Origin of the sequence: Corynebacterium faecale (assembly GCF_030408735.1) — a bacterium.
GTDB lineage: Bacteria > Actinomycetota > Actinomycetes > Mycobacteriales > Mycobacteriaceae > Corynebacterium > Corynebacterium faecale.
Genome location: NZ_CP047204.1, coordinates 120,867 through 144,888, shown reverse-complemented (window position 1 = coordinate 144,888; position 24,022 = coordinate 120,867). Strand labels below are relative to the sequence as shown.

Sequence of the window (24,022 nt, the reverse complement as noted above, 5' to 3'; positions counted from 1 at the left end):
GTGTCCACCATGCGAACTAAGGTGGTTGCCATGGCTGAGAAGAACACTCCAGAAGAGACGACCGAACAGCAGGAACAGCGTTTCCGTGATGAGTTCGAGGTTGGTGGCATCGACCGCGAACTCAACGATGAGGAGCAGCTGGAACAGCTCGCCTCATATTTCGATGCCCACTATCCCCTCCCCGACTTCACTCCTCCCTGGGCCGGTGGCGCCGGTGATCCGGATCCCGCAGACCGCTACATCGCCCACCTCCCGGACCGCATCACGCACTCCGCGATGCTGATGCTCGGCTCCGCGGTGGATCATGCGATGCCCGGGGTCGCCTATATCGGAGATGTCTCTGTGGAACCGGTACCGGATGTGGGTGGTGCGGTGTTCATACCCTCCAACCCGACCGGTCGGTGGGCTGTGTCCTTCCACAGTGGTGGCTGGTGGCGTGGTTCAGGGGATGCCTTGGAATTTCAGTGGCGTCCTGAGGTGGCCGCGGCCGCGGAGCTGTCCGGCACCACCATCCTGGACCTGGATTATCCCCTCGCCCCGTCGCATACCCTCGCGGAGATGAACGAGGCAGTGGGCAAGGCGGTCGGTTACGCCCGCCACCACAATGCCACCTCGCTGACGGGTTGGGGTTATTCCTCGGGTGCGGCGTTGGCGGTGTTCAACGCCAAGCTTTTCGACGCCCTCATCCTCACCTTCCCCGATCTCGGGAGTGTGGATAAACTTCCTGAGGGTGTCCGCGGCTCCGCACAGTTGCCTGCGGCAACAGAGTGGCCATCCACCCTGGCTCAGATCGCCACCCATGATGAGATCGCAGGGCGCCCGGAAGGGCTGGAGGCTGCGGGACACGTGACCACCAGGGAGTATGTGTCCCTGCACCGGATCTCCACGCCGAAGGTTGCCCGCGAGAAGATCAGGGATGTCGCGGACTTCCTGAAAACCGTGGAGAAGCTGGCCTAGAACGTGGAGGCGTCGATCACGAAGCGGTAGCGCACATCCGCATTGATGGTGCGCTCATAGGCTTCGTTGATCTGGCTTGCCACGATGAGTTCGATCTCCGCGGTGATGTTGTGGTGTGCGCAGAAGTCCAGCATCTCCTGGGTTTCCGGGATGCCACCCACCAGCGAGCCGGTGAGGGTGCGCCGCTGGGAGGTCAGCAGACGGGTGGGTACCTGCATCGGTGCGGCCGGAAGCCCGAGCGCGACGAGGGCACCATCGAAACGCAGTAGCGACAGGTAGGTGGGGATCTCCAGATCCACGCTGACGGTGTTGAGGATGACATCGAACTGCCCATGCCACTGCATCGCAAAATCAGGGTCCGCGGTGGAGACATGCTCAACCGCACCGAATTTCAGTGCGTCCTCCCGCTTGGCGGTGGAATGGGAAAACACCACCACCTCGGCTCCCATGGCCACGGCAATTTTCACCGCGACATGACCGATGCCACCCAGGCCGATGATGCCCACCTTCTTCCCCGGACCCGCACCGTGGTGCTTGAGGGGTGAGTAGGTGGTGATGCCCGCGCACAACAGTGGTGCCGCCGCCGCTGGATCAAGGGTATCGGGGATCCGGACCACGAAGTCCTCCTTCACCACGATGGCCTGGGAATAACCACCGCGGGTGATGTCCCCATCGGCATAACGATCAGGTTGTCCATAGGTGGGAACCGGCCCCGTGACGCAGTAGGAGTGCTGGCCGGCCAGGCATGGTTCGCAGGTGCCACAGGAGTTGACGAAGCATCCCACACCAACACGATCCCCCACCTGGTAACGCGTCACAGCATCCCCGACCGCGGCGACCCGCCCGATGATCTCATGGCCCGGCACCAGCGGATATTCCCGCTCGCCCCATTCACCGCTGGCGGTGTGGATATCTGAGTGGCAGATGCCGGAGAACTCAATGTCGATGGACACATCATCGGCACGAAGTTCACGGCGGGTGATGGTCACTGGTTCCAGGGGCTGCGCCGTGGCGGTCACGCCCCACGCGCGTACGGGCAGAGAATGGTGTGGGGTGGTCATGGTCGTGGCTCACTTTCAACGATGCTGGCTCAGATCGCTGCCCAGCTTAACCTGACCACAGACCGGCATGGGTCAAGGTGAAGAAAGCCTGTCCACGATTTTCTGCACCTCATCCACCCCGATCCGGTGCTGTGACATGCGGACCTTCCATAAGCGGGCGCGACCGTGGGTGATCCCCTCAGCTTCCCACTTCATACGGGCGCGGTCAGCCACCTGGGAACCACCGTCGGCGCGGACCACCCGCCACCAGTTGCTGAGGTGACCGTGGGTGGCCATGATGCGCCCAACCTGCCGTGGGCCGGTGCCCACCATCGCGGCGATATCCCCGTAGGTGGCCACGCGCCCGGGTGGGATCAGGTCGACGCAGTCCAACACCCGGGAGGTCAGTTCATCGAGGTGAAGATCGTCCATCAGTTGAGATGACCCGCGAGTAACCGGTACTTAAGCGTTGTCCCTGCGCAGCTGTTCCTCGAAGGCACTGAGGTCGATGTCGAGCAGGTCCTCGGCCTCGCTGGCTTCCTCCTCCACGGGCTCATCCACATCGCAGATGGTGAGCGTAGCTCCGGTGGAATCAGAGATCAGCGCCATGCGACCAAACTCTGATTCCCACGGTTCGCGGATGACATCGCCGCCGAACTCGCGGGCCTTCTCCACGGCGTCATCGACGCTGAGCACACCCAGGTAGGTCTGCCAGAAGCTCGGCACCTGGGGCGGGAACTGGCCCTTGGCATCGTAGACACCGGCGAAGGCGGCGCCGTCGACAAGCGCGGTGGTGTAGCGGAACCCACCCTCCCCCTCCTCGCTGGAGAGCTCAGAGGTCATCCAGTTGAAGAGTTCACCGTAGAAGTCCACGGCCTCCGGGTACCTGGTCACGGTGGTCAACTCATGCCAGACCGGGGTTCCCGGCTCGCCGGCGGCCACGAAGGATTCCTCGCTGCCGGGTTCGATGAGACCGAAGAGGGCGCCGGCGGTGTCCACGGCCAGGACCATGCGCCCCAGGAACACCTCGGTGGGTTCTGCCAGGATACGTCCTCCCAGCTCAACCACCTTGGCGGTGACCTCATCCAGGTTGTAGGACAGGAAGTAGGTGATCCAGGTGTCCGGGATGGTGGTTTCTTCCGGCTGCTCGATGAAGCCGGCAACGGGCAGACCCTGGACCCGCGCCATGCGGTAACCGGCGTTGACCTCGTTGATCTCCCATCCGAGGACGTTTTCGTAGAAGTAGGAGGACTTCGCGATATCCGAGGTGGTCAGATCGATCCAGTACGGCATTCCTGGCTGTGCCTCAAAAGCTGGCATTACATATTCCTCCACTTTTCGGGATCGAAGTCATCGTTGGCGGTGGCTTCGTCAAAATAATCATCGTCATCGTCGCCGGTGACCACCTGTGCGCAGGCGTCACCGATGCACACCACATCGCCGTCCCGGAGCGTCTTGCCACGGCGGGTATCAACCTCACCGTTGACTATGACATCACCGTTGGCGATGGCATCCTTAGCCTCCCCGCCGGTACTGACAAGGTTGGCTAATTTGATGAACTGACCAAGTTTGATGGCCTCGTCCCTGATGTGCACTTCTTCAGGCTGCATGGTTCCTGAGTCTATCCATGTCCGCGGACGGGAGCTAACCCAGGATCCAGCCACCGATACCCACAACACCCTGCCAGACCATGAACATTCCAAGAGCTATGAAGATCACCCCCGTGATCAGGTCGATCACCGCTCCGTTCCGGGTGACCACCGTGGCGAAGGTCCGCACGAGCACTGCGAAACCGACGAACCACAGCACACCCGTGATGATGAGGAACAGTGCCAGGAACACACTCCATCCCAGGCTCATGTCGGGTGTGATGAACTGTGCGAACACCGACCCGAAGAAGAGCACGGCCTTGGGGTTGGACAGGTTGGTGGCGATGCCTGTCCTGAGCGCTGGCCACGCACCGATCGATCCAGCAACACCCGGTCCCTCCATCACACGCTCAACAGCACGGGCCACCTGTTGGGTATGGACACGCTGCTTCCACCAGGACCGCACCGCCCCGATCCCCATCCACGTCAGGTAGGCGCCACCGATCAATTGGAGTATCCAGAGGACCAGCGGTGTGGTGGAGATCAACACCGACAGGCCCAGCAGGCTGGCGCAGATCCAGATGGTATTGCCCACCATGATTCCGAGGGCGGCCCAGATGCCGTCACCGCGGCTGCGGGAACCGAGTCGGATGATCTGCACCAGGTCGGGTCCCGGGGATACGATCGCAGCGATCCAGACAATAAGCAGGGCAAACAGGGTGGCGGTGGTCATCGGTTCAGATCATAATGCCCCCTGATGGGTATCACTCCTGTTGCCTGCATGAGGGAGAACGCGGCGGTAGGCCCGATGTGGGTGAAACCGAGTGTCTTCAGCTCCCGGGACAACCCCTCCGAGGCGGCTGTGGTTGTGGGTATGGTGCCGTCATCGTCCACGAACCCGCTGTTCCCGTACCTGCTGAGGATCTGCCCGAGCGGTTCCGTCAGCGCGGCCAGGGCCCGGGCGTTGGTGATGACCGCCTCGATCTTCCGACGGTTTCGGATGATGCCCGGGTCACCCACCAGTCGTTCCACCTCCACCGCCCCCAACGAGGCCACATGTTCCACGTGAAACCCTCCAAATGCCGCCCGTAGGGCCTCACGTTTATTCAACACCGCATGCCAGGTGAGTCCGAGCTGGAACACGGTGAGAGCCAGTGCTTCACACCACTGCGAGTCCGTGCCCGGTGGTCTGCCCCACTCCTCGTCAAAGTACCGCCAGCTCTCCGTACCCCGGGATGCCCAGCGTGGCCGGGGTCGCCCATCGGCACAGAGAATCAGGTCATTCGGATGGGCCTTGATGTCATGTGCATCTTCGTGTGAAATAGTCATGGCTGCACCATAGGAAGCGCACCGGACACGGCGGGGTTAAATCACCCCCGACACCCACTTTGAGCTGGCCTTATAGAGACACCTGGCGGATGGTGATGTTGATTCTGCCCTCAACCAGGCCGCAGTTCTCCGGGGCAGTGTGAGGCTCGATCCGGGGCACCCCGTGGAAGGCCCGCCGGTGTTCACCACCGAAGATGATCAGATCACCACTGAGCAGCGGCACATCCACCCAGGGCCGGTTGCGGTTGGTGGTGTTGCCCAGGCGGAAGATGCCGGTGTCCCCGATGGACACTGAGATCACAGGCGCCTCGGAGAGTTCATTGGCGTCCTGATGCATGCCCATCGCAGACTCCGGAGGGTAGTAGTTCACCAGGGCAGCCTCTGCACGGTACTTCCCCGACCATGCCGCCAGTGCGGGGCTCAATCCCGCCGCATCCGCCAGGGCACGCTGTGCCAGATCATGGAGGGACTGCGGGATGGGCGGCACGCGCACCCCATCCACTGCAGAGACATACCGGTAGGGGTTGGTGGCCCAGTGCTGGCCCAGCGACAGGATGTGCACGCTCATCTGGCCACTGCGCAGCTGCGGGCGGGTCATGGCCAGCGGGGTACCGGCCACCGTGCGGGCGATGTCGCGCGCCTGCGCGACCAGCGCCGCCTGTTCACTGGCGGATAACCAGTCAGGCAGGTGGACCACACCACCGGCCACCTCGCGGGGTGGGCGTGGGAAGTGGGCCTCCGGAGCGTCGAAAAGCGTAGGCAGCTTGATCACCTGAAAACGTGCACAATGGGATGGCATGGACACATTCGACCCTACTCCATATGCCACCTTTGACCGGATGAGCAGCGGAAAGTGGTACCTGGCGGTTTCTGATGAGCTCGGAAACATCGCGGGGAACGCAGCCCGGCTCTATCACGAATACAACCAGATCGGCCCCACCAATCCGGAGCGTTCCCGGGAGCTGCTGCGGGACCTACTCAATCCGGCGAGTGGTGACTGCACCATCAAGGCGCCCGCCATCATTGAATACGGCATCAACACCACGATCGGTGAGGATGTGTTCATCAATTTCGGTCTCACCATCTTGGATATCGCCCCGGTGACCATCGGTGCGCGCTCCATGCTGGGTCCGAATTGTCAGATCCTCACCGCAGGCCACCCGGTGCACGATGTGGAGATGCGCCGGGGTGGGTGGGAAAATGGCGCCCCGGTTCACATCGGTGAAGATGTGTGGTTGGGCGGCGGGGTCACGGTGGTGGGTGGCGTCAGCATCGGCGACCGCGCGGTGATCGGAGCGGGCGCGGTGGTGACCCGGGATATCCCCGCTGATTCAATCGCGGTGGGCAACCCGGCGCGGGTGATCCGGATGCGCGATGAGGACAACCTGGAGCGCACCCAGCTCCCGGATGATGTGCCGGTGGAGGCATTGGCTACGCTTCGGGAGCAAGCCCACAACCGTTAAAGATGAGCACACCGTGACACCACCCAGCACCCCACCCCATAGCCCACCGCAAACCCCACCCAGCCTTTTCCACCTTCCCACCATCGCTGATGGCCTGCCCGCGCAGACGCTGCTGGGTGCGCTGACCCGCAGCCTGAGCACGAGGCCTGAGAATCTGGTCATTCAATCCCCGCCGGGTACGGGTAAGACCACGGTGGTGCCACCCGCGGTGGCCAATGCCCTCCTGGACAACCCGGGACTGTATCCGCAGCAGGGCCCCGTGCTGGTGACCGCCCCCCGGCGCGTGGCGGTGCGTGCGGCAGCGAGGCGGTTGGCGCACCTGGATGGCAGCGCATTGGGTGACCGGGTGGGATTCACGGTGCGCGGTGAGCATAAACAGGGCTCCCACGTGCAGTTTCTCACCCCAGGCGTGTTGATTCGCAGGTTGCTCAATGATCCTGAGCTGGCCGGGGTCAGCGCGGTCATCATCGATGAGGTCCATGAACGTCAGCTGGACACCGATCTCATCGTCGGCATGCTCACCGAGCTCAGTCAGTTGCGTGATGATTTCACACTGCTGGCCATGTCCGCCACCCTGGACGCTGATCGTTTCGCCACCTTGTTGAATGCGCAGACCCTCAGCGCGCAGGCCCCGGTCCACCCGGTTGAGGTGCACTATTCCCCCGGCACCGCGCCGCGCCTGAACCAGCGGGGTGTGAACTGGGAGTATCTGGACCATCTCGCCCGGGTCACGCAGGAGGCGGTGGAGCGCAGGCAGGAATCAGCGCTGGTGTTTTTGCCCGGTGTCCGGGAGATCGACCATGTCACAGCGACACTCGGCAGGCTCGGTCACACAGAGGTGCTCCCCCTGCATGGTCGCCTCACCCCCGCGGAACAGGACCGCGCCCTGGCCCGGTCGGATCAGCCCCGCATCGTGGTGTCCACACCTGTTGCGGAAAGTTCGCTGACCGTCCCCGGTGTACGCATCGTGGTGGATTCCGGCCTGTCCCGGTCCCCGAGGCGCGATGCCGCACGCGGGATGACCGGCCTGGTCACCACCAGTTGTGCGCAGTCGTCTGCAGAACAGCGTGCCGGACGCGCCGGGCGTGAGGGGCCGGGTGAGGTGATCCGTGGCTACACCCAGGATGATTTCACCCATTTCGCACCCTTCACCACCCCGGAGATCCAGTCCGCCGACCTCACCCAGGCCGCCCTGTGGCTTGCGTGCTGGGGCACCCCGCGCGGCGATGGCCTGCCGCTGCTCACACCCCCACCACCCGCTGCCCTGCAGGCAGCAGAAACCACGTTGATCTCAATTGGGGCAGTCAGTGACCACGGCGCCGCCACGCCCCTGGGCCAACGCTTATCGACGCTCCCCCTCGCCCCACATTTCGGCGCCTCACTGGTGCACCACGGCCGCCAGGCGGCTGAGGTATTGGCCGTCATCGCCGACGATCCACGCGGTGATGTGGAGAAACAGGCACGCACCTCAAAGGGGATGAGGAGTTTTGATCGGGAGGTGTCACGGTTGCGTGGTCTGGCCCCCGGCGCTGCCAGCCCGGCGACGGCAGGTCAGATAGTTGGCACCGCACTCCCCGGGCTCATCGCGCGACGCGAAGGTGAAACCGACTATCTGCTGGCCAGCGGAACCCGCGCCACGCTTATGGAACGCGATCTCATCGGAGCCCCCTGGTTGGCGATCGCCGACATCAACCGTGCCGGTTCCCGCGCCATCATCCGGGCAGCCGCCCGCATCGAGGAAACCCATGCCCTGGAGATCATCGGCATCCGCGACACAGTCCGCGCCACCGTGCGTGATGGAAAGGTCCAGGCCCGGAAGGTACGGGCAGCAGGGGCCATCGAGTTGAGCTCCACCCCGACCCGCCCCACCCCGGAGGATGCCGCCACGGCCATCACCGATGCCATCGCGGAGAAAGGTCTGGGGTTGTTCAGCTTCTCGGATAAAGCCAGTGCGTTGCGGGACAGATTGGATTTCCTCCATAAGCAGATTGGGGATCCCTGGCCCGATGTGGCGGCGGCCGATGTCCATGAATGGTTGGGCCCGGAGTTGGAGAAGATCGCGCAGGGCACCCCCATCACCAAGGTGGATATGTACCCAGCGCTGCAGCGTCTGCTTCCCTGGCCAGCGGCGACACAGCTGGATGAACTGGCCCCCTCCCACCTCACCGTGCCCAGTGGTAACAGGCACCGTCTGGATTATGCAGAGGGCCGCCCGGTGGTGCGGGTGAAACTACAGGAGTGCTTCGGATTGGAGACCTCCCCAAAGTTCTGTGGCTCCCCCGTGCAGTTCCATCTGCTCTCCCCCGCAGGCAGGCCCCTGGCTGTGACCGATGATCTGGCCAGCTTCTGGTCGGGTCCCTATGCCCAGGTGCGGGCTGAGATGCGTGGGCGGTATCCGAAACATCCGTGGCCTGAAGATCCGTGGACGGCACCCGCGACAGCCAGGATCAAGAAACGGATGTGAAGGCGGGCGCGGACAAACACTCTTGTTGAATCAGGAAGCGGCGAGCTTCCTGCCCAACCACACCACCGACTCGGCTGTGAGCACCGTGGCATCGTCTGGATGCTCATGCACGCAGGTCTCAGCTTCACAGAACTGGAACGTCTCGGGCAGATCATCGGCGATCTCCGAGGCGGCCACCGCCAGCTTCGGCAGGTGCCGGGCCGGTGCGATCACATGCAGCTCATCCAGACCCAGGATCCGGGTGGAGGACGCGGCACCGGCGAGGAGCACCGGGAAATCCAGTGGATCCGCATCATCATCAACCAGCACCGTCACCAGAGTGGACAGCTCCGACAGATCAGTGATGATCCCGGTTTCTCCGCTCACCTCCGGATGGGTGGGCAGGATGGTACTCGGGGGCTCCTCAGCGGTCTCACTGGACCAGAGATCAAGTTGTGTTCTCGTCATAAGAATCAAGCTTAGGAAGTATTTATCCAATTAACCAGGAAATCAGCCGCCAGTTTCCTGATTTTTGTACCGATCTGTCTAGATTCCCTGATACTGCTGCCAGCCGAGATAGATGCACATCACGACAACCAGGGTCAGTAATGCATACCTGATCAGCCTGGTACCGCCCCCTAACACCGTTCGGGCACCCAGTTGCGCCCCCACGACATTCGCCACCGCCAGGACGAGTGCCAACTGCCACCACACATGCCCCCCGGATATGAATACAATCAGCGCACCGACGTTGGTGGCGGTGTTCACCACCTTCGCCATGGCCGCGGAGGTGAGGAAATTCTGAGACAGCAACGCCGTGAACGCCATGATGAGGAACATGCCCGTGCCGGGACCGAAGATGCCGTCATAACCGGCAATCACCCCGACCGCACCGAGTGCCATCCATAAGCGCCAGCCCCGGGGCAGATCGTGGCTCTCCCCGGTGCCGAAGGAAGGTTTGAACACCACGAACAACCCCACCACCAACATGAGCACGATGATCATCGGCCGCATGATCTGTTTATCCAGGGAACTCGCGGCCAACGCCCCCACCCCGGAGCACACCAGCGCCACCGGGATGTACACCGCCACAAGCTTCAATGGTGGGCGGACGCGTCGAACCATGGTGAATGCCGCCGACGCGGTTCCCGTGACAGCGGCGACCTTATTCACCGCCAACGCCGACACCGGTGCCAGCTGAGGCATGACCGCCAAGATCAGCGGGATGAGAACCAGCCCTCCCCCGCCGATGACCGCATCGATCCACCCTGCGATGGCGGCGCCGGCGATGAGCATTGCCCATCCACCTGCTGCCAGGTCAACTCCCATCATCCACCCCTTTCCATAAGCCACAGGATCGGATAATTCTGCGCTGATGTTTTCAGATGATCAGAGTATAGACCTGGATTTATCCAGGTGCGGGTGATTAATCTGAGGGTAGAGATGGTCGCCCCGAAAGGATGTCACCATGAATATCCGCAGGACCAATATCCGTGCCCAGCTGGTCGCCCCGCTGGCAGTTCCGATTGCCCTGAGCATTGCACTGAGCATTGCTCTGGCAGGGTGCGCACCGGTTGACCGCACCGAGGCACGTGCCACCACCGGCGGTGAATTCCCGGTGTTCGTTGAGGTGGCCACGGAAAAACCCACTGAACAATCTGAGATTCCCCGCCACGGCCCCGGCCTCTACAGACTTGATCTGGGGATGGCTGAAGGCTCTGACACCGGACCCGGTCCCATTCAGGCTGAGCAGCAGCAGTTCCTCACCTGTATGGCCCGCGAGAACACCCCGGGCGATGTGATCAGCTGCCAGGCGGATTTCCCCGTCCGGTGGAAGGAAACAGACGGCCAGCACCGACAGGCCCGCACGGTGATCATCAGTATGGATGAGGACGGAGATCTAGATGTCCGAGCCGAGGTGGAAGCCATGCGCACACCTGAGATCATGCCCACCGATATCACCGACGAGGCCGTGATCGCAGGATTACACGTTCACCTCACCGACAATGAAGCCAGGTTCAGCACCGATCCGGAGGAGCTCCCGGGCAGCGTGCTGATCACCCCGGACTCCTTTGAGGTGGTCACAGAGGTGCACACAGAGACCACCGGTGATTTTCCCGCTGTTACAGTGAAAACCACCTAGAAGAACACACCCCTGCCCAGATGATGAGGAGACCCACCCAGGTTGAGTGACTCGCTACCCCGGCCCACCCGCGGGGTCATCGCACTGAGGTGGGCGCTGGTGGCACCACTGTCACTGATGGCGGGCTGGGTGTTCACCATCTTCCACGTCCCGGCCTCATGGATTCTAGCCGCGATCGTTGTCGCCGGTGCCTGCGCACTGATCACCGGTCAGGATCTCCCCATGGCCAAAAGCGTGCATATCTTCGGCCGCTCCATGATCGCGGTCCTGGCTGCCCTTCCCCTGATCAGTGCCCCCACCCGGGATCTCCTCCACTACCTGTTACCGGGTGTGGTGATCTCATTTTTCACCGTGGCGGTGGGTGTGATCGGTGGGCTCCTGCTCTCCCGGTCGAGAAAGGAGATCTCGCCTGAGACCGGTGTGCTGTCCATGTTGGCGGGCGGGGCATCGGTGATGCCGGTGCTGGCCAAGGAGTTGGGTGCAGATTTCCGATATGTTGCGCTCAGTCAGTATCTGCGCCTGTTGGTGGTCTCGATGACACTGCCGTTGGTCACCCACTTCTTCGCGCCTTATGGAACAGGTGCTGAACGCCGGGCGGTTGCGGGGCTGGAGGTGTTCGGATTGGGTGAGTTCGGGACGTCGACAAGCATCTTTTCCCTGGCCGTCCTGGCACTGATCGTGGTGGCGGGTGAACCGCTCGGCAGGCTCCTGCATCTGCCGGCGGCGGCGGTCCTTGGACCGCTGTTGCTCACCGTCGGTCTGAGCACGGTGCTGCCGGCGGGGATCAATATTGAACCGCCCACCCTGTTCAAGATCCTCGCGTTCATGGCGATCGGTTGGATGTGTGGTGGAGCCCTGAACCTGACAGCGCTGAAAGTGTTCGCCAAACAGCTGCCGGCGACGTTCCTGTTCATCTTCGCACTGATGGCGGTGTGCGCCGCGGCTGCCGTGCTGTTGACGTTCTGGCTGGACATCAGCTACTTCGAGGCGTATCTGGCCACCAGCCCCGGCGCCTTGGAAACCGTGTTGGCGCTGTCCTCGGAGGGGGAGGCAGGACCGGTGGTCGTGACGATCCAGATCATCCGTCTCCTGGCGATTCTCGCCATCGCCGGTTGGTTGCCGGGCATTCTGCGTCTGATCCTGCGCAACCGGAACTAGCGGGAAAATGTGGTTGCCTGACCGCAACGGCAACCACAGCGCCACCACGCCTCGGGGGGCTCCCGTCGCTTATGGAACTAATCCAGAATCTGATCCCGCAGAATCGACATCGGGATGCTTCCATAAGCCAGCGCCTTGCCATGGAACTCCGACAGGGTCATGCCCTGGGCGATGGCGTCGTCGCGGAGCTGCTGCCAGAGGCGCTGGCCGATGGCGTAGGAGGCAGCCTGCCCTGGCCACCCCAGGTAGCGATTGAGCTCAAAACCGACGGTGGCCTCCGGCATGGAGGTGTTCTCGCGGAGGAAGCTGCGCGCATAGGAGGCGTCCCAGGCACCGGTGGCCTCCGGGTTTTTCTTGCCCAGGTGTACGCCGATATCAATGGCCACGCGTGCTGCGCGGAGACGCTGCGCGTCCAGGTATCCCATGCGGTTGCCGGGATCTTCGTGGTATCCGAGGTCCTTCATCAGGCTCTCGGCGTAGAGGGCCCAGCCCTCGCCGTGGCCGGAGTTCCAGGCCACCAGACGACGCCACAGGTTGAGGTTGGTGGATTCCGCGAGTGCCTGGGAGATCTGCAGGTGATGGCCGGGGACGCCCTCATGGAACACGGTGGTCAGTTCCTGCCAGGTGTGGAAGGTGTCCTGGGTTTTGGGCACAGACCACCACATGCGGCCGGGGCGGGAGAAATCATCGCTCGGTGGGGTGTAGAAGATGCCACCGGTGCCCGCCGGGTCAATGCGGCATTCGATGGTGCGCGCCTCGTCAGGGATGGTGAAGTACTTGCCGTCCAGTTCCCTGATGGCGCTGTCGGCGATACCCTGCATCCATTCCTGCAGCGCATCGGTGCCGTGGATGAGGTAGCGCTCATCGGCGTTGAGTTTCTTCAGTGCTTCACGGACGGTGGTGCCGGCGCCGTAGAGCTCGGTGGCCAGCTGCTGCTGCTCGGCGGCGATCTCACGGAGTTGTTCCAGGGACCAGCGGTAGGCCTCATCGAGGTCAACGAATTCACCCACATGGAGGTGGGAGAACTGCTCATAGCGGTCACGGCCCACGGCATCCTCGTGCGGGGCGTGGGGTGCCAGCTGCTCGCCCAACCAGGTGCCCACGCGGGTGAAGGCGTCCTGTGCCTCCTCCACGACGGGATCATTTTCCGGCAGGCCGAGGTTCTCCAGGACGGAATCAGGTTCGGCGAGGTCCTCGCACTGTGAGATGACCTCTTCGATCTGACGGATCGCAGCGACCCGGCCCTGGCTGGCGGCCTCCGCGAGGGATTCACAATAGCCGTGGAGGGCATCCGGGACGCGGGAGAGGCGTTCGCGGATGCTGTCCAGATCGTCGGCCGTCTGATTCGGCATGATAAGGAAGGTATCGCGGATGGTCTGCACCGGCGAGTCAATATTATTGAGCAGACGCATCGACTCACCCTGGTGGTGGAGGGCGAGGTCGAGGCACACGCGGTCACGCAGGACATCGGCGGTGACGCGGTCGACATCATCGAAGTCTTCGTCATCATCGTTGTCATCGGTGCCGTCGTCGAAGGCATCGACATCCGCAACCATGTCGCGGTTGCGCTCAGCGATGGCATTCCAATAATCAGGCGAAAAATCCTGGAGCTCACCCTCGAAACCGGGGATACCCCAGGCCGTCGCGTCAGTCGGCGACAGTGCCGCCAGGTCATGGACGTAGACCTCACACGAGGCGTCCAGCAGGGAAGGAGAACGTTGTACAGAACTCTCAAGAGTCATAAATGGCTATCGTAGCTACTTAACGGCTGTAATCCCACCTGACGCGAATCGTTGTTGCAGATTCGCAATCTTTGCCGCTTCCGGGCTCCCGAATCACCGTGGCCACACAGCTGTGGTCATGTGGGCATAGCTCAAGAACCAGGGCACCCCTACCCCACACTTGAATCGATCCAGATGAACGCATCCATCAACTTTCTTTGACCTAAGGACCGCCACGCTCTACCCTTAACGGCATTATTCAGCACTTCCCCTGAGGTGCCATCTCCACGCTGTTCCCCGAAGGACCCCCTACATGCTGCGTACCATTCTCGGAAGCAAGATCCACCGCGCAACCGTCACCCAGGCTGACCTCGACTATGTCGGTTCCATCACCATTGATGCCGACCTGGTCAACGCCGCCGGCCTCATCGAAGGTGAGAAAGTGTCCGTCGTGGACATCACCAACGGCGCCCGCCTGGACACCTACGTGATCACCGGCGACGCCGGCACGGGAAGCATCTGCATCAACGGTGCCGCCGCCCACCTCATCAACCCCGGTGACCTGGTCATCATCATGAGCTACCTCCAGGCCACCGACGCTGAGGCCAAGGCCTATGAACCGAGCATCGTCCACGTGGACTCCGACAACCGGATCGTGGCCCTCGGCAACGATCCCGGCGCCCCCATCCCCGGCTCGGGTCTGCTGAGCTCGCGCTCTCTTTAAAGCGCTTTTCGACGCCTGATACACCAGCACCCCTTCCATAAGCGGGATAAGAGAGAGGCGAATGGAAACAGTGACGCGAACATCCCCCGCAGGAGTGGTGACCTCGGTTCTGGCCTCCCTCCTGTTCGGCATCATCTTCTTCATCTCCGGGGCGATTGATGCCCGCGCGGAAACCATCGTGGCCTGGCGGGTCCTGATCACCGCAGCGTGTTATCTGATCCTGCTCATGGTGCCGGCAGGCCGACAACTGTGTGGGGATTTCTGGAGGGCAGCCACGGCCACCCGTTGGCGCCCGCTCGCCTTCGTGGCCTTGGTCCTCCTCATAGCCCTCCAACTGTGGTTATTCGCCTGGGCCCCCAAAGGGCATGCGTTGGATGCCTCCCTGGGTTATCTGCTGCTGCCGATCTTCCTGGTGGCGGTGGGCCGGTTCTTCTTCAAGGACGACATCAGTCACCTGCAGTGGTGGGCGGTGGGGATCGCCGTGGTGGCGGTGGGCATCAAATTCCTCATCTCCGCGCAGTTGTCCTGGGTGACACTGGCCATCGCTGCCGGGTACGCCCTCTACTTCGGGATCCGCAAGGCAACCGGACTGAACAACGCCTTCGCTTATGGAGCGGAGGTGATCGTGCTCAGCCCCCTGGCCATCCTGTTGCTGGTCAGCGTCAGCGATCCCGCCGATGGCACCTCGATGACCCTGGTGATGATTGCGGGTTTCGCAGGATGCCTGGCCATGGTGTTGTACCTCGCCGCATCAACCCTGCTGACCATGCCGGTATTCGGTCTGCTCAGTTATGGGGAGCCACTCCTGTTGTTCATCGCGGCACTGCTGCTCGGTGAAACCCTGGGGATCAGCGACGGTGTGGTTTACGGCCTGTTGGGCATCTCCCTGATGATCCTGGCGCTGGATGGACTACGCCGCTCACGGGTGTCGCCCGCACCGGTGGTCCTCCATAAGGAAAACGTCTGAGCAGTTAATCCTGCTCAGGCATGTGATCTTCTACAAAAGCTCCATGAGGCCACGCACCAGCACCACGGTGGCACCCGCCGCGGCCAGGAAAGTGGCCAGGCGTTTCGCCATCGGGGTGGAGATCTTCGCGTTGACACGCTCACCCAACCAGGCGCCCACGAAGATCATCGCGACCGCGCTGATCCACAGCCATGCCGGTGCTCCACCAAAATCGAGACCACCGATGAGGATGACCTTGAGTAGGAAGGACACCGTGTTGGCCACCAGCAGAATCGGGTGGAGGGTGGCCACGAAGTCGCGGTAATCCCAACGGGAGAGCCTGGCGTACACGGTCAGCGCCGGTCCGGCGATACCCGCGACGGTGGACATGAAACCGCCGATGATGCCGAAGAGGATCATCGGACCCCGGGCGTGTTCATCGATGCGGAACTTCTCCGTGGGGAACAGGGAGATGCTCAACGCCAGCAGCACCAGGGCGCCCACGACGATGAGCAGCCACGGGCCATTGAGCAGATGCACCACCAGGACCGCGGGGAGGGAACCGACGATCAACGCACCGGCCAGCACACGAAAACGCTTCCAATCGGTGCGTTTGCGCACCGACCAGGCATTATTGACCGCGTTGATGATGGACAGTCCGTTGACCATCGTGATACCGGCCAGTGGACCGAGCAGGGCGGTGAGGACAGGACCTGCAACCAGACCGACGCCGAGGCCGGTGATGCGCTGCAGGATGGCACCGATGAGGACCGATGCGAGGAGGACAGTGGCGATGGTTAACACGATGAATCAGAATAGATCCTTCAGCGGACAAAGGTATAACTGAATCCACCGCGTCGTTGCCCTATCCCCCCTTTCCGAGTCAGTGGAGGCGCGGGTTTGAGGCGCGGGTTTAGAGAACTCTACTTTCGTTAGTTCAGAAATGGTTTCCACGCAATAAATGCGCCAGATAAGATAATCAGAAGATTGGATGTTATTCCCAGGGCAGAGTATTCACCTAGAAAAAGTCGCAGGACTAAAAGCAGTGTTCCTGTTACCGCAATAAATACTCCAAATTTGAATAGACCTGAACTATAGGTCTTTGTTTCTTTTAATTTGGATTCTTCATTTATGTATTTTTCTGTATTCATAGCGTCTAAAAACTACTCCTCCAGTAATTGGCGCCGGCAAACCCAAAAGTGGCGGCAATACCGGCTGCAGTGTCGGCTGCGGCGATGATGCCTGCAGGTGAACTCCCTGGCAACGCGTTCACAACGTCACCGGGAAGTACACCTGGGCCGCCCGGATGACCGGCTGCCCGGCTGCCCGGCTGCCCGGCTGCTCGGCTGCCCGTTTGCTCGGCTGAGGCCCACCATGCATCATCCTGATCCTACTGTTCCTCTGGAACACTGAGCACGCGATAGAGACGCCAGTCAGGTTGGCCCACGCCCTGATTCTGGAATTCCAGCTCCAGCGTGGCGATACCGGATCCTGTTTCATACAGTTCGGGGTAGCGCATGTTGATGGGATCAACACGTTCCCCCATTTCAGGAGAGGACACCAGGAGATACCGCAGACCGGCTTCAGAAGGGTTATTCAAAGCAGTGATGAAGTCCTCATCCGAGGGGATCACAAACTGCTTCTGGTTCTGCGATGAGGTCAGCACCGCGAAGCTGCTGGTGACCGAGGTCAGCACCTGTGCCTCCCCGAGGTTGAGCGAATCCAGGTGATTGGCGATATATCGTTCCGTGGAAAAGGTCTTCAGCATGCGGAGACGATATTCCTGCTCCGCCACGGTGCCCTTGTCTACCAATGGAATCGCCTGTTTCAAGGCGAACTCCTGCGGTGCCCACTTCGGAGATCCCATGCCCACGGTGGTGATGACTGTGCCAATCAGCACCAGGAGGAGGAAGAACACCTTGGTTCCGGTCCGCGGAGCCCGGGCGGTACGCCGATCAATATAGGTCGCTCCCGGCCTGAGAGTGGGGAACCTCCCGCCCGGAGGAATGACCTGGATGAGCAGCACTGAAGTCAGGGCGATCGCAATGATGAAGAATCTCAGAAATCCGAACGTAGACCCAAGAGTATAAGTGAGGGTCTGGAAGGCCAACACCGTCAACATGATCACGATCGGGAAATAGGGTTCAACATCCTTTCGCCTCAGGGAGAAGAAGACCACCACAATAAGCAGCACCGGAAGGGCTGGCGCGATGAGGAGAATCCGGTAAAGAGCATCCATGAGTGCTGGGAGACCTGTGGGGCCACCACTCTCCTGCTCGATAATGGCTGAGTTTCCGTACTGCGAAGTGAACTGGGCAAGCAGCTCACCCGTGGACATCCAACTGGCGACGGTCCACGTGAGGAAGGCCAGGCCAATGGGCCACACCAAGACCAACATATCTAGAAAAGCGAATCCGAAACGATCAGTCCAGTTCCGTCGGTGGCGGGCCCTCCACACCGTTGCCCCCACCAGCAGCATCACAACAAAGGCCATCACGAGGGCGTCATACCTGGCGAGGAATGCCACAGCGAAAGCGAAACCGGCGACGATGAGATCATGCACATCATCGGTGGAGGTCCATCGGATCAACCGCCGGGAGGCCCACAGCACCCCGAAGATGAACGGTGCCTCACTCATTCCCACAGCACCGTAGATCAGGATCATCGGATGCACTGCGAACATCCCCACCGCGATCACTGCGTACCAGCGGGGAGCATCACGTTCAGCGGCGATGAGCCACAGCTGTCTGCAGGCACCCGCCATGAACAAAGCAGAGACTACCGCCCCTGATAAACCCGTGTTCGTGAGTTCAGGCAGCAGCGGTGCAAGGGCAGCCAGGGGCAGCTGGGCGATGGTGGTCAGCGGAGTGAAGATGAATCCCATCACCGCCAGGTTCGGATTCCGGGAATAGAGGACGGACTCTGCAGCCTGGGTCCGTGACAATGCATCACCCAGGTAAAACTGCACATCAAAAGCCAACCAACAGGCCATCACCATATAAATGGACAGGGTGATCACAAAGACGAGGTTGCCCTGCCTGCCCCAGTCCTTCCGCTCCGGGAATCCTGCCACCATGGAGCTGGGCAACACCGGGGACAGGCGTGGCAGGTTAGGCATCCGCGCAGACTGGGGTAGACCAACCAGTGCGGGGTCTTTAATCGGTTTCCGGGAGACGTTTTTCCGGGAAATGCCTTTCTCAGAGCTGTCCCTGGTGGCGCCACCTTTTGTGGAGATGGTCATGGTTGGATTCACGCTTCCAATCCGTGGGCGGTTTTCTCCCAATAGGACGGCCTGGTGATCAGCTGCCAGGTGCCTTTCAACGCGGCGATACTCATGAGCAGCCAGTACAGCGGGAAGGTCAACACAGCAATCACCAACAGCGGATCACGTCCCTCCCTGCATCCTATGAGGTTCATGTACATGGTTGCTGCATTTCCAAGGATGAGGCAGATGAGAGCTGGATAGTAGACCAGTGGCGGGAAAATCGCGGCGATCGTGGCTGGTTGGCCCAGTATCCATGTCAGTGACAAATACCAGAAGAGCAGATTCAAAACGGCAACGATCGGGGTGCCAGCCATGAGGAAGGTGAACCGGAGGGCAGGCAACATACCAAGTTCGCGTACCAACCAGCCGGGGCGTCGCATGTACACCAACCACGTCTGCAGATACCCCTTGTACCAGCGCGAACGTTGGCGCAACCAGTTGATGGTGTCGGAGTTGGCTTCCTCCCAGGTAACTGAATCCAGAACCGCGGTGTTATAACCATGGGCCTTGATCCGGACACCGAGATCAGCATCCTCGGTGACATTATAGGGATCCCACGCTCCCAGTTTCCGCAGTACATCCGTCACCAGGTGGTTAGATGTCCCGCCGAGGGGAACAGGTGCATTCATGCGCATGATGCCGGGGAGCAGGAAGTTGAACCACACATCATATTCGATGGTGAACCACCCGGTGAGGAGGTTCTGCCGGGCATTTCGGTAGGACAACCTCGATTGAACACACGCCGTGTTCCCAGGGGACCGTTCGAAAGCCACCACCACCCGGCGCAGCTGCAGGGGATCGGGAATGTCCTCAGCATCGAAGATGGTCACGATCTCACCGGTGGCGAAATGCAGCCCGTAATTGCAGGCCTTCGGTTTAGTACGTGGTTGAGCCGGCGGCACCTTGATGATCGTGGAGATCTCCCCCAGGTTGGCACGTTCGGCTTCCTCAATGGTGGGTAGATCATCCTCCTCCAGCATGAGGAGCACCTGGAGGAGGTGTCGTGGATAGTCAAGGGCGTTCATGGCTGTAACCAGCTGGGCGATCACCTCCGGTTCTCCATAGGCGGGCACCAGGATGGTGTAGGACTTCAACCTCTCCAGTGGGACCGCACGGGCCTCCGCATCAGTAACTCTCATGATGGCATCCGCGCGGAGCCCTTTACGGAACATGATGAATCTGTCCGTCAGGGTGACCACATATATCAGGGTGCATACACCGGTGAGGGTAATCAACGCCACCAGGGGCGCGAACACCATGAGTATGACGAACACCACGATCAGGATGATGAAAATGATTTTCTGGCTTCGGGTGAATGCCATGGCTGCAGATTCCAGGGGTGCCTTCAGGCGGAGGCCGTCGATGGCATCAATCAGTGCTGCCCGCTTATCCTTCTCGGGAGAATCGAGTGTGAGAATCATCGCTTCCTCTCCATCTGCCAGCTGACAATATCCCGGGCAGCCTCCGTGACCAGATCCAAGTCCTTGTATTCCGTCTCCGTATCCACGGTCACCGCATTACCCCGGAGCAGGATGGTGATCACCTGGGTCAGCATCATTGCGAGTGACGGTGCCAGCTGTGGAAAGCGGGCCTCTGGACGGTGATCATCCACGGCGATGATGCTGATGTTCTCCACCACGTTGTCTTCCTTGATCCACGAGAACACCAACTTGGTATAGGTGAGAAAGTCTGATTCATCCAGGACGGTGTAAACCCGACCCTGGATGCCATAACCCAGATCCACCTCGAGCGGTTCCGAGCGCCTACCGGTCAGTGTGGAGTAGAGAGTCTCATCCCCAAAAGCTCTGGCCTGGTAGTAATCAGTGGCCAGAAGGGTATCCACCATGACGGTGCGTACCAGTCCTGATCTATTCCAGTCGGCGTTGTACTCACGGGAGGTGAGTTGCTGCCTGATCAAGGAGGATCCCGGTCCGAAGTATCGGCTTGCCCATTCATAATCCTGGTAACCGGTGATCTCCCAGTCTGGAGGTACGGAAATTCCCGGAGTGGGTGTCCTCGAGGGGCCATCTGGCAGGAGGTCCGGATCCCAGGGGCTACGGGGAACAGGATTTAATGCGAGTATCACCGCGGCAACCACAACGAGGATTGTGGCCAAGCGGGCGTTTTTCACGGTGGGGTTGCGTCGTCTGAACAGTGCCCACTGCCCGGGCACACCGCGAGAGGTGTTGTAGACGACAACCACGGTGGCCACGATTCCCGGAACATGTGTGAGAAACGTCGGTGGGAGGACGATCAACCGCATGACAACTGTGATTATGAGCCCCAGCACCAGTGTGAACAGTCCGAAATAGATCTTCTGAACCAGATCACGGTTCAGCGCTACCGTCACTGCCAGTGACATGCCGATAACATTGGCTACCGCCATGCCCAACCAACCACCACCCACCACCGTGCTCACTATGAGGTGAACCGGTGGATTGTACAGGAACAACACCGCCCATCCGGGTGCGAAGTGCAGTGTGGAACGCATCCCGAAGAGCAGACCTGAAGCGCCGAAAATATAGACCAGGATGGCGAGGATATCCAGTCGCAGGAGCGCATCCCATTCCACAAATCTCGGCAAAAGGAGGGTTTTGATCGTGACGGCAATGATCAACGCTATGCCGCCGATGATGTAGTCCACCTCGCGGTCATGGATATTCAGAGCCCGCGCCCGTTTCCTGTCGAGCCCGATGAAAAGCACAATGGACATGAGCAGCACGAGGAGGATATCGTGCTCGAATCCGATGAACCCCACCTCGAAAATTCTGGCGAAAGTGTCATGGAAGGCCACCACAAGACCAACAAACAGCACGAGTCCACGCAGGGTGTAAAGGCCCATGTCCGGTTTCTTCTCCGGGAAGTCTGGAACAGACAGATCAGCAGCAGCGGTCGTAGCGAACTGGACACCCGGCTCAACTGATGCGGATTCCAGTGGCGGTTTGGCCTGCGGGTCTTTGTTTTCAGAAGTCATGGTCGCGAACCTGTCCATGCGCGGTTGCCACAGCTTTTCCCCGGGCTGTCCCAGTTACTCATGTGCGGCAGGCTTCCGTGACCTGCGGGAGACAAGGAGAGATGCTGCCACGGCCACCGCGATAACCACCGCGGCCACCGCCACCGCCATCCAGACGGTTGCCCGGTTGGATGGCTGATCAGGGCGTCCTGCCACTTCCAAATCAACGGGAGTCCGATCCAACACCTGGGCGATCACATCCCCCCGGAGCTGAGCCCAGCGGGAATCATCCTCAGCCAACCAGCTGATCACACCATCGAGCTGGCGCGCACTCTGGTTGGAGGATGCCACCAGGATCATACGGTTCACCTCAGCGTCCCAGACAGCCTGAATGCCACCGGCCGCAATATCCCTATTGAGGGTGAGCTGTCGGGCGTATTCCAGATCCTCCGGTGTCGGCTCCCCGGATACCCCGCCGGAACCATCGCGCGTGACCACGGTCATGTTGATGCCGGCTTCGGCAATATATCGTGGCAGGTCCTCAACCCGTTCGCCTTCTGCATCAATGAACAGGGTGGCACGGGTACTGGTCACTGCATCCTCCCAGGAAACCAGCTCTGGGCGGACACGGACGTTGCTGAGGGACTGCACTCCGGTCAGGATGCTGGCCGCCCGAGACAGATCCGCCACATCGCCGTTGGTCATCGCCACATCGACTGTCGGTTGGAAGGCCTGCGGTAGTGATTGAAATCCGGTCAGAATAGGAACATCGGTGTGCTGTGTGGTGACCAGACTGTCCCCATCAATGGTCAAACCCACCGGCTGGGTGGTGCCACAGGTGATCTCGCCGGTGGTGTGATACTCCACCACCAGTTGCGTGAAGCGATCGATCAGTTCACCGGGGACGGAGATAGTGCGGTCAATGACACCGGAATTATCCACGGTGAAATAATCCAGGACCGTATCTCCAATCCGCGTGGTGATCTGGCCACTGTTATTGGCAGGCAGAGGGGTGTAGTTGCCGGTGAGGTGAACATCGAAGGATTCCACGAAAGGCCTCAATTGTGACCGTTCGATTCCCACGAAAACAGCAGTCCTGGCGACGGATTCCGATGTCAGGTTGAAATTTCCCAACGCCGTCAGGGTGGCCATGTCGGTGGAGACATCGGGGATCGCTCCGAATCCGCTGCCTGTGACCTGGTCATCCGCAGCAAGCGGGAGGAGGGAATCAGTGAGAAGACGGGCTTGATCAAAGATCCGTTGATCCTCTCCATTGATACGGAGGAATACATCATCGCTGCCGGGATTGATCAGTTCGATTCCGGCGGTGCCGGTGTCACTGAGTACGATATTTCGTTCACCGCTCCCGGCTGGGGCACTCGGTTGGGTGCTGCCCTCCGGCAGGCCGATCACCTGCACCTCCACTCCGGTTGCTCGGTACACGGAGGCCATGGATGTCGCCAGCTCAAGAGTCGCCTGCTGCACAGCCTCAGATGGGTCTGCCGGAACATAGATGCTGAGGGTGCGAAGGATCGGTGGAAGAAAATCTGCGACCACCTCTGGCCGTGTGGACTCCCCGGCATAGCGGACTTCACCATTGATCAAAGTTAACTCGGGAATCTCACGACACCACTGGTCGCCTGTCACATTCATCACTGCGCGCAGGGTGAATCCCGCCAGTCCCTCCTCCACCGGGACCTGCGCAAGGGGGATCTCCACATCGGCGAGGAATCCCTCCACCTCCAGCGTCTGAGAATCCAGGAGCCGATCACCGCTGTACAACTCAATGACACCACCGTCGAAGTCGGTGGGAAGTTGAAAAGTTCCGGTCAGTACCTCAGGTGTGGTCCCGGCCGGGACGGCGATGGTGAAGGGCACTTCTGCGCTGCGCCCGAGAAATACAGCGGTGTCACCCAATCCGAGATCCGCCGTGGAAATAATTGTCTCCTGGGCTGTCGCCGGCGCAACCGCTGACGATGCCATTAATAATCCGCCCGCCAGCAGTGCAGCAGTGGCCCTGCGGATGGATCCCTTCAAAAATGGCATGGGTTCTCCTTATTTTTCCAAAGCGCACGGCTTCTCACCCCAGAGATTATAACTGTGCTAACACCTTCAGAAAAGAGTCGAAATCGGGGTGGCGCATAACCGGTTTTATCGAAGGCATGCCGTAACCAGACAATGCTTATCGACGCTCCGCCCCGCCCCTCCCGCCGGCGCGGGCCGCCCGCCACGGTTGGCTGACCAGCGCCACCTTGGCAACACTCCAGCCAGATGGGGCTAAGGTGTGGCGC

Annotated in this window: 22 protein-coding genes; 7 read left to right on the top strand and 15 right to left on the bottom strand. The window is 60.9% G+C overall.

The genetic code is table 11. The features are described 5' to 3' along the window. Positions 1 to 30: 30 nt before the first annotated feature. Entirely contained in the window at positions 31 to 957 is a 927-nt protein-coding gene (locus tag CFAEC_RS00670; RefSeq protein WP_290277878.1) for an alpha/beta hydrolase family protein, read from the top strand. Here the strand turns inward: CFAEC_RS00670 and CFAEC_RS00665 are convergent. The 7 genes from CFAEC_RS00665 to CFAEC_RS00635 form a co-directional block, all read right to left on the bottom strand. Then, positions 954 to 2,018, bottom strand: a complete 1,065-nt coding sequence (locus CFAEC_RS00665) for an NAD(P)-dependent alcohol dehydrogenase (protein WP_290277876.1) — start codon at positions 2,016 to 2,018, stop codon at positions 954 to 956. The genes CFAEC_RS00670 and CFAEC_RS00665 overlap by 4 nt on opposite strands. Positions 2,019 to 2,090: 72 nt before the next feature. Continuing rightward, positions 2,091 to 2,429 (bottom strand): MGMT family protein, encoded by a 339-nt coding sequence (locus CFAEC_RS00660; RefSeq protein ID WP_290277874.1) that lies wholly within the window; start codon positions 2,427 to 2,429, stop codon positions 2,091 to 2,093. A gap of 30 nt (positions 2,430 to 2,459) precedes the next feature. Next, positions 2,460 to 3,317 carry a VOC family protein gene (locus CFAEC_RS00655; RefSeq protein WP_290277872.1) on the bottom strand — a complete coding sequence of 286 codons (858 nt, stop codon included), beginning with the start codon at positions 3,315 to 3,317 and terminating at the stop codon, positions 2,460 to 2,462. Continuing rightward, positions 3,317 to 3,607 carry an RNA-binding S4 domain-containing protein gene (locus tag CFAEC_RS00650; RefSeq protein WP_290277871.1) on the bottom strand — a complete coding sequence of 97 codons (291 nt, stop codon included), beginning with the start codon at positions 3,605 to 3,607 and terminating at the stop codon, positions 3,317 to 3,319. Before CFAEC_RS00650 ends, CFAEC_RS00655 begins: the two co-directional genes overlap by 1 nt. Before the next feature lie 34 nt (positions 3,608 to 3,641). Beyond that, positions 3,642 to 4,319, bottom strand: coding sequence for a LysE family translocator (locus tag CFAEC_RS00645; RefSeq protein WP_290277869.1), 678 nt, complete (start codon positions 4,317 to 4,319; stop codon positions 3,642 to 3,644). Continuing rightward, a complete protein-coding gene (locus CFAEC_RS00640; RefSeq protein WP_290277867.1) occupies positions 4,316 to 4,915 on the bottom strand; it encodes a DNA-3-methyladenine glycosylase I in 600 nt (199 codons plus the stop codon). The genes CFAEC_RS00645 and CFAEC_RS00640 overlap by 4 nt, the downstream gene beginning before the upstream one ends. Before the next feature lie 70 nt (positions 4,916 to 4,985). Continuing rightward, positions 4,986 to 5,678, bottom strand: coding sequence for an alpha-ketoglutarate-dependent dioxygenase AlkB family protein (locus CFAEC_RS00635; RefSeq protein ID WP_290279767.1), 693 nt, complete (start codon positions 5,676 to 5,678; stop codon positions 4,986 to 4,988). Positions 5,679 to 5,712: 34 nt separating this feature from the next. Here CFAEC_RS00635 and CFAEC_RS00630 point away from each other — a divergent pair, with 34 nt between their 5' ends. Both CFAEC_RS00630 and hrpB read left to right on the top strand, forming a co-directional pair. After that, positions 5,713 to 6,378: a sugar O-acetyltransferase gene (locus CFAEC_RS00630; RefSeq protein ID WP_290277865.1), complete on the top strand. Its 666-nt coding sequence runs from the start codon at positions 5,713 to 5,715 to the stop codon at positions 6,376 to 6,378. Positions 6,379 to 6,391: 13 nt separating this feature from the next. Then, positions 6,392 to 8,842, top strand: a complete 2,451-nt coding sequence (gene hrpB, locus CFAEC_RS00625) for an ATP-dependent helicase HrpB (protein ID WP_435384245.1) — start codon at positions 6,392 to 6,394, stop codon at positions 8,840 to 8,842. Positions 8,843 to 8,872: 30 nt separating this feature from the next. Here hrpB and CFAEC_RS00620 read toward each other — a convergent pair whose 3' ends face one another. Together CFAEC_RS00620 and CFAEC_RS00615 are read right to left on the bottom strand one after the other, a co-directional pair. Next, positions 8,873 to 9,289 (bottom strand): hypothetical protein, encoded by a 417-nt coding sequence (locus CFAEC_RS00620; RefSeq protein WP_290277863.1) that lies wholly within the window; start codon positions 9,287 to 9,289, stop codon positions 8,873 to 8,875. 78 nt (positions 9,290 to 9,367) lie between these two features. Next, positions 9,368 to 10,150: a TSUP family transporter gene (locus CFAEC_RS00615; RefSeq protein WP_290279765.1), complete on the bottom strand. Its 783-nt coding sequence runs from the start codon at positions 10,148 to 10,150 to the stop codon at positions 9,368 to 9,370. A gap of 139 nt (positions 10,151 to 10,289) precedes the next feature. On the opposite strand from CFAEC_RS00615, the gene CFAEC_RS00610 reads away from it, so the two are divergent. Then, entirely contained in the window at positions 10,290 to 10,964 is a 675-nt protein-coding gene (locus CFAEC_RS00610; protein ID WP_290277862.1) for a hypothetical protein, read from the top strand. 42 nt (positions 10,965 to 11,006) lie between these two features. Continuing rightward, complete coding sequence (locus CFAEC_RS00605; RefSeq protein ID WP_290277860.1) at positions 11,007 to 12,122, top strand: AbrB family transcriptional regulator; 1,116 nt, start codon at positions 11,007 to 11,009, stop codon at positions 12,120 to 12,122. A 77-nt stretch (positions 12,123 to 12,199) separates the two neighbouring features. Here the strand turns inward: CFAEC_RS00605 and CFAEC_RS00600 are convergent, their stop codons facing one another. Beyond that, positions 12,200 to 13,864 (bottom strand): DUF885 domain-containing protein, encoded by a 1,665-nt coding sequence (locus CFAEC_RS00600; protein WP_290277858.1) that lies wholly within the window; start codon positions 13,862 to 13,864, stop codon positions 12,200 to 12,202. 292 nt (positions 13,865 to 14,156) lie between these two features. On the opposite strand from CFAEC_RS00600, the gene panD reads away from it, so the two are divergent. Together panD and CFAEC_RS00590 are read left to right on the top strand one after the other, a co-directional pair. Next, positions 14,157 to 14,567, top strand: coding sequence for an aspartate 1-decarboxylase (gene panD, locus CFAEC_RS00595; RefSeq protein ID WP_290277856.1), 411 nt, complete (start codon positions 14,157 to 14,159; stop codon positions 14,565 to 14,567). 61 nt (positions 14,568 to 14,628) lie between these two features. Further along, a complete protein-coding gene (locus tag CFAEC_RS00590; protein ID WP_435384244.1) occupies positions 14,629 to 15,534 on the top strand; it encodes an EamA family transporter in 906 nt (301 codons plus the stop codon). A 30-nt stretch (positions 15,535 to 15,564) separates the two neighbouring features. Here CFAEC_RS00590 and CFAEC_RS00585 read toward each other — a convergent pair whose 3' ends face one another. The 5 genes from CFAEC_RS00585 to CFAEC_RS00565 all read right to left on the bottom strand — a co-directional run bounded on the left by CFAEC_RS00585 (position 15,565) and on the right by CFAEC_RS00565 (position 23,777). After that, positions 15,565 to 16,317, bottom strand: coding sequence for a sulfite exporter TauE/SafE family protein (locus tag CFAEC_RS00585; protein WP_290277851.1), 753 nt, complete (start codon positions 16,315 to 16,317; stop codon positions 15,565 to 15,567). 586 nt (positions 16,318 to 16,903) lie between these two features. Continuing rightward, positions 16,904 to 18,754 carry an ArnT family glycosyltransferase gene (locus CFAEC_RS00580; RefSeq protein WP_290277849.1) on the bottom strand — a complete coding sequence of 617 codons (1,851 nt, stop codon included), beginning with the start codon at positions 18,752 to 18,754 and terminating at the stop codon, positions 16,904 to 16,906. An 8-nt stretch (positions 18,755 to 18,762) separates the two neighbouring features. After that, entirely contained in the window at positions 18,763 to 20,199 is a 1,437-nt protein-coding gene (locus CFAEC_RS00575) for a glycosyltransferase (RefSeq protein WP_290277848.1), read from the bottom strand. Then, positions 20,196 to 21,752: a hypothetical protein gene (locus tag CFAEC_RS00570; protein ID WP_290277845.1), complete on the bottom strand. Its 1,557-nt coding sequence runs from the start codon at positions 21,750 to 21,752 to the stop codon at positions 20,196 to 20,198. Before CFAEC_RS00570 ends, CFAEC_RS00575 begins: the two co-directional genes overlap by 4 nt. Positions 21,753 to 21,806: 54 nt before the next feature. Beyond that, positions 21,807 to 23,777, bottom strand: coding sequence for a hypothetical protein (locus tag CFAEC_RS00565; protein WP_290277843.1), 1,971 nt, complete (start codon positions 23,775 to 23,777; stop codon positions 21,807 to 21,809). Between the last annotated feature and the right edge of the window lie 245 nt (positions 23,778 to 24,022).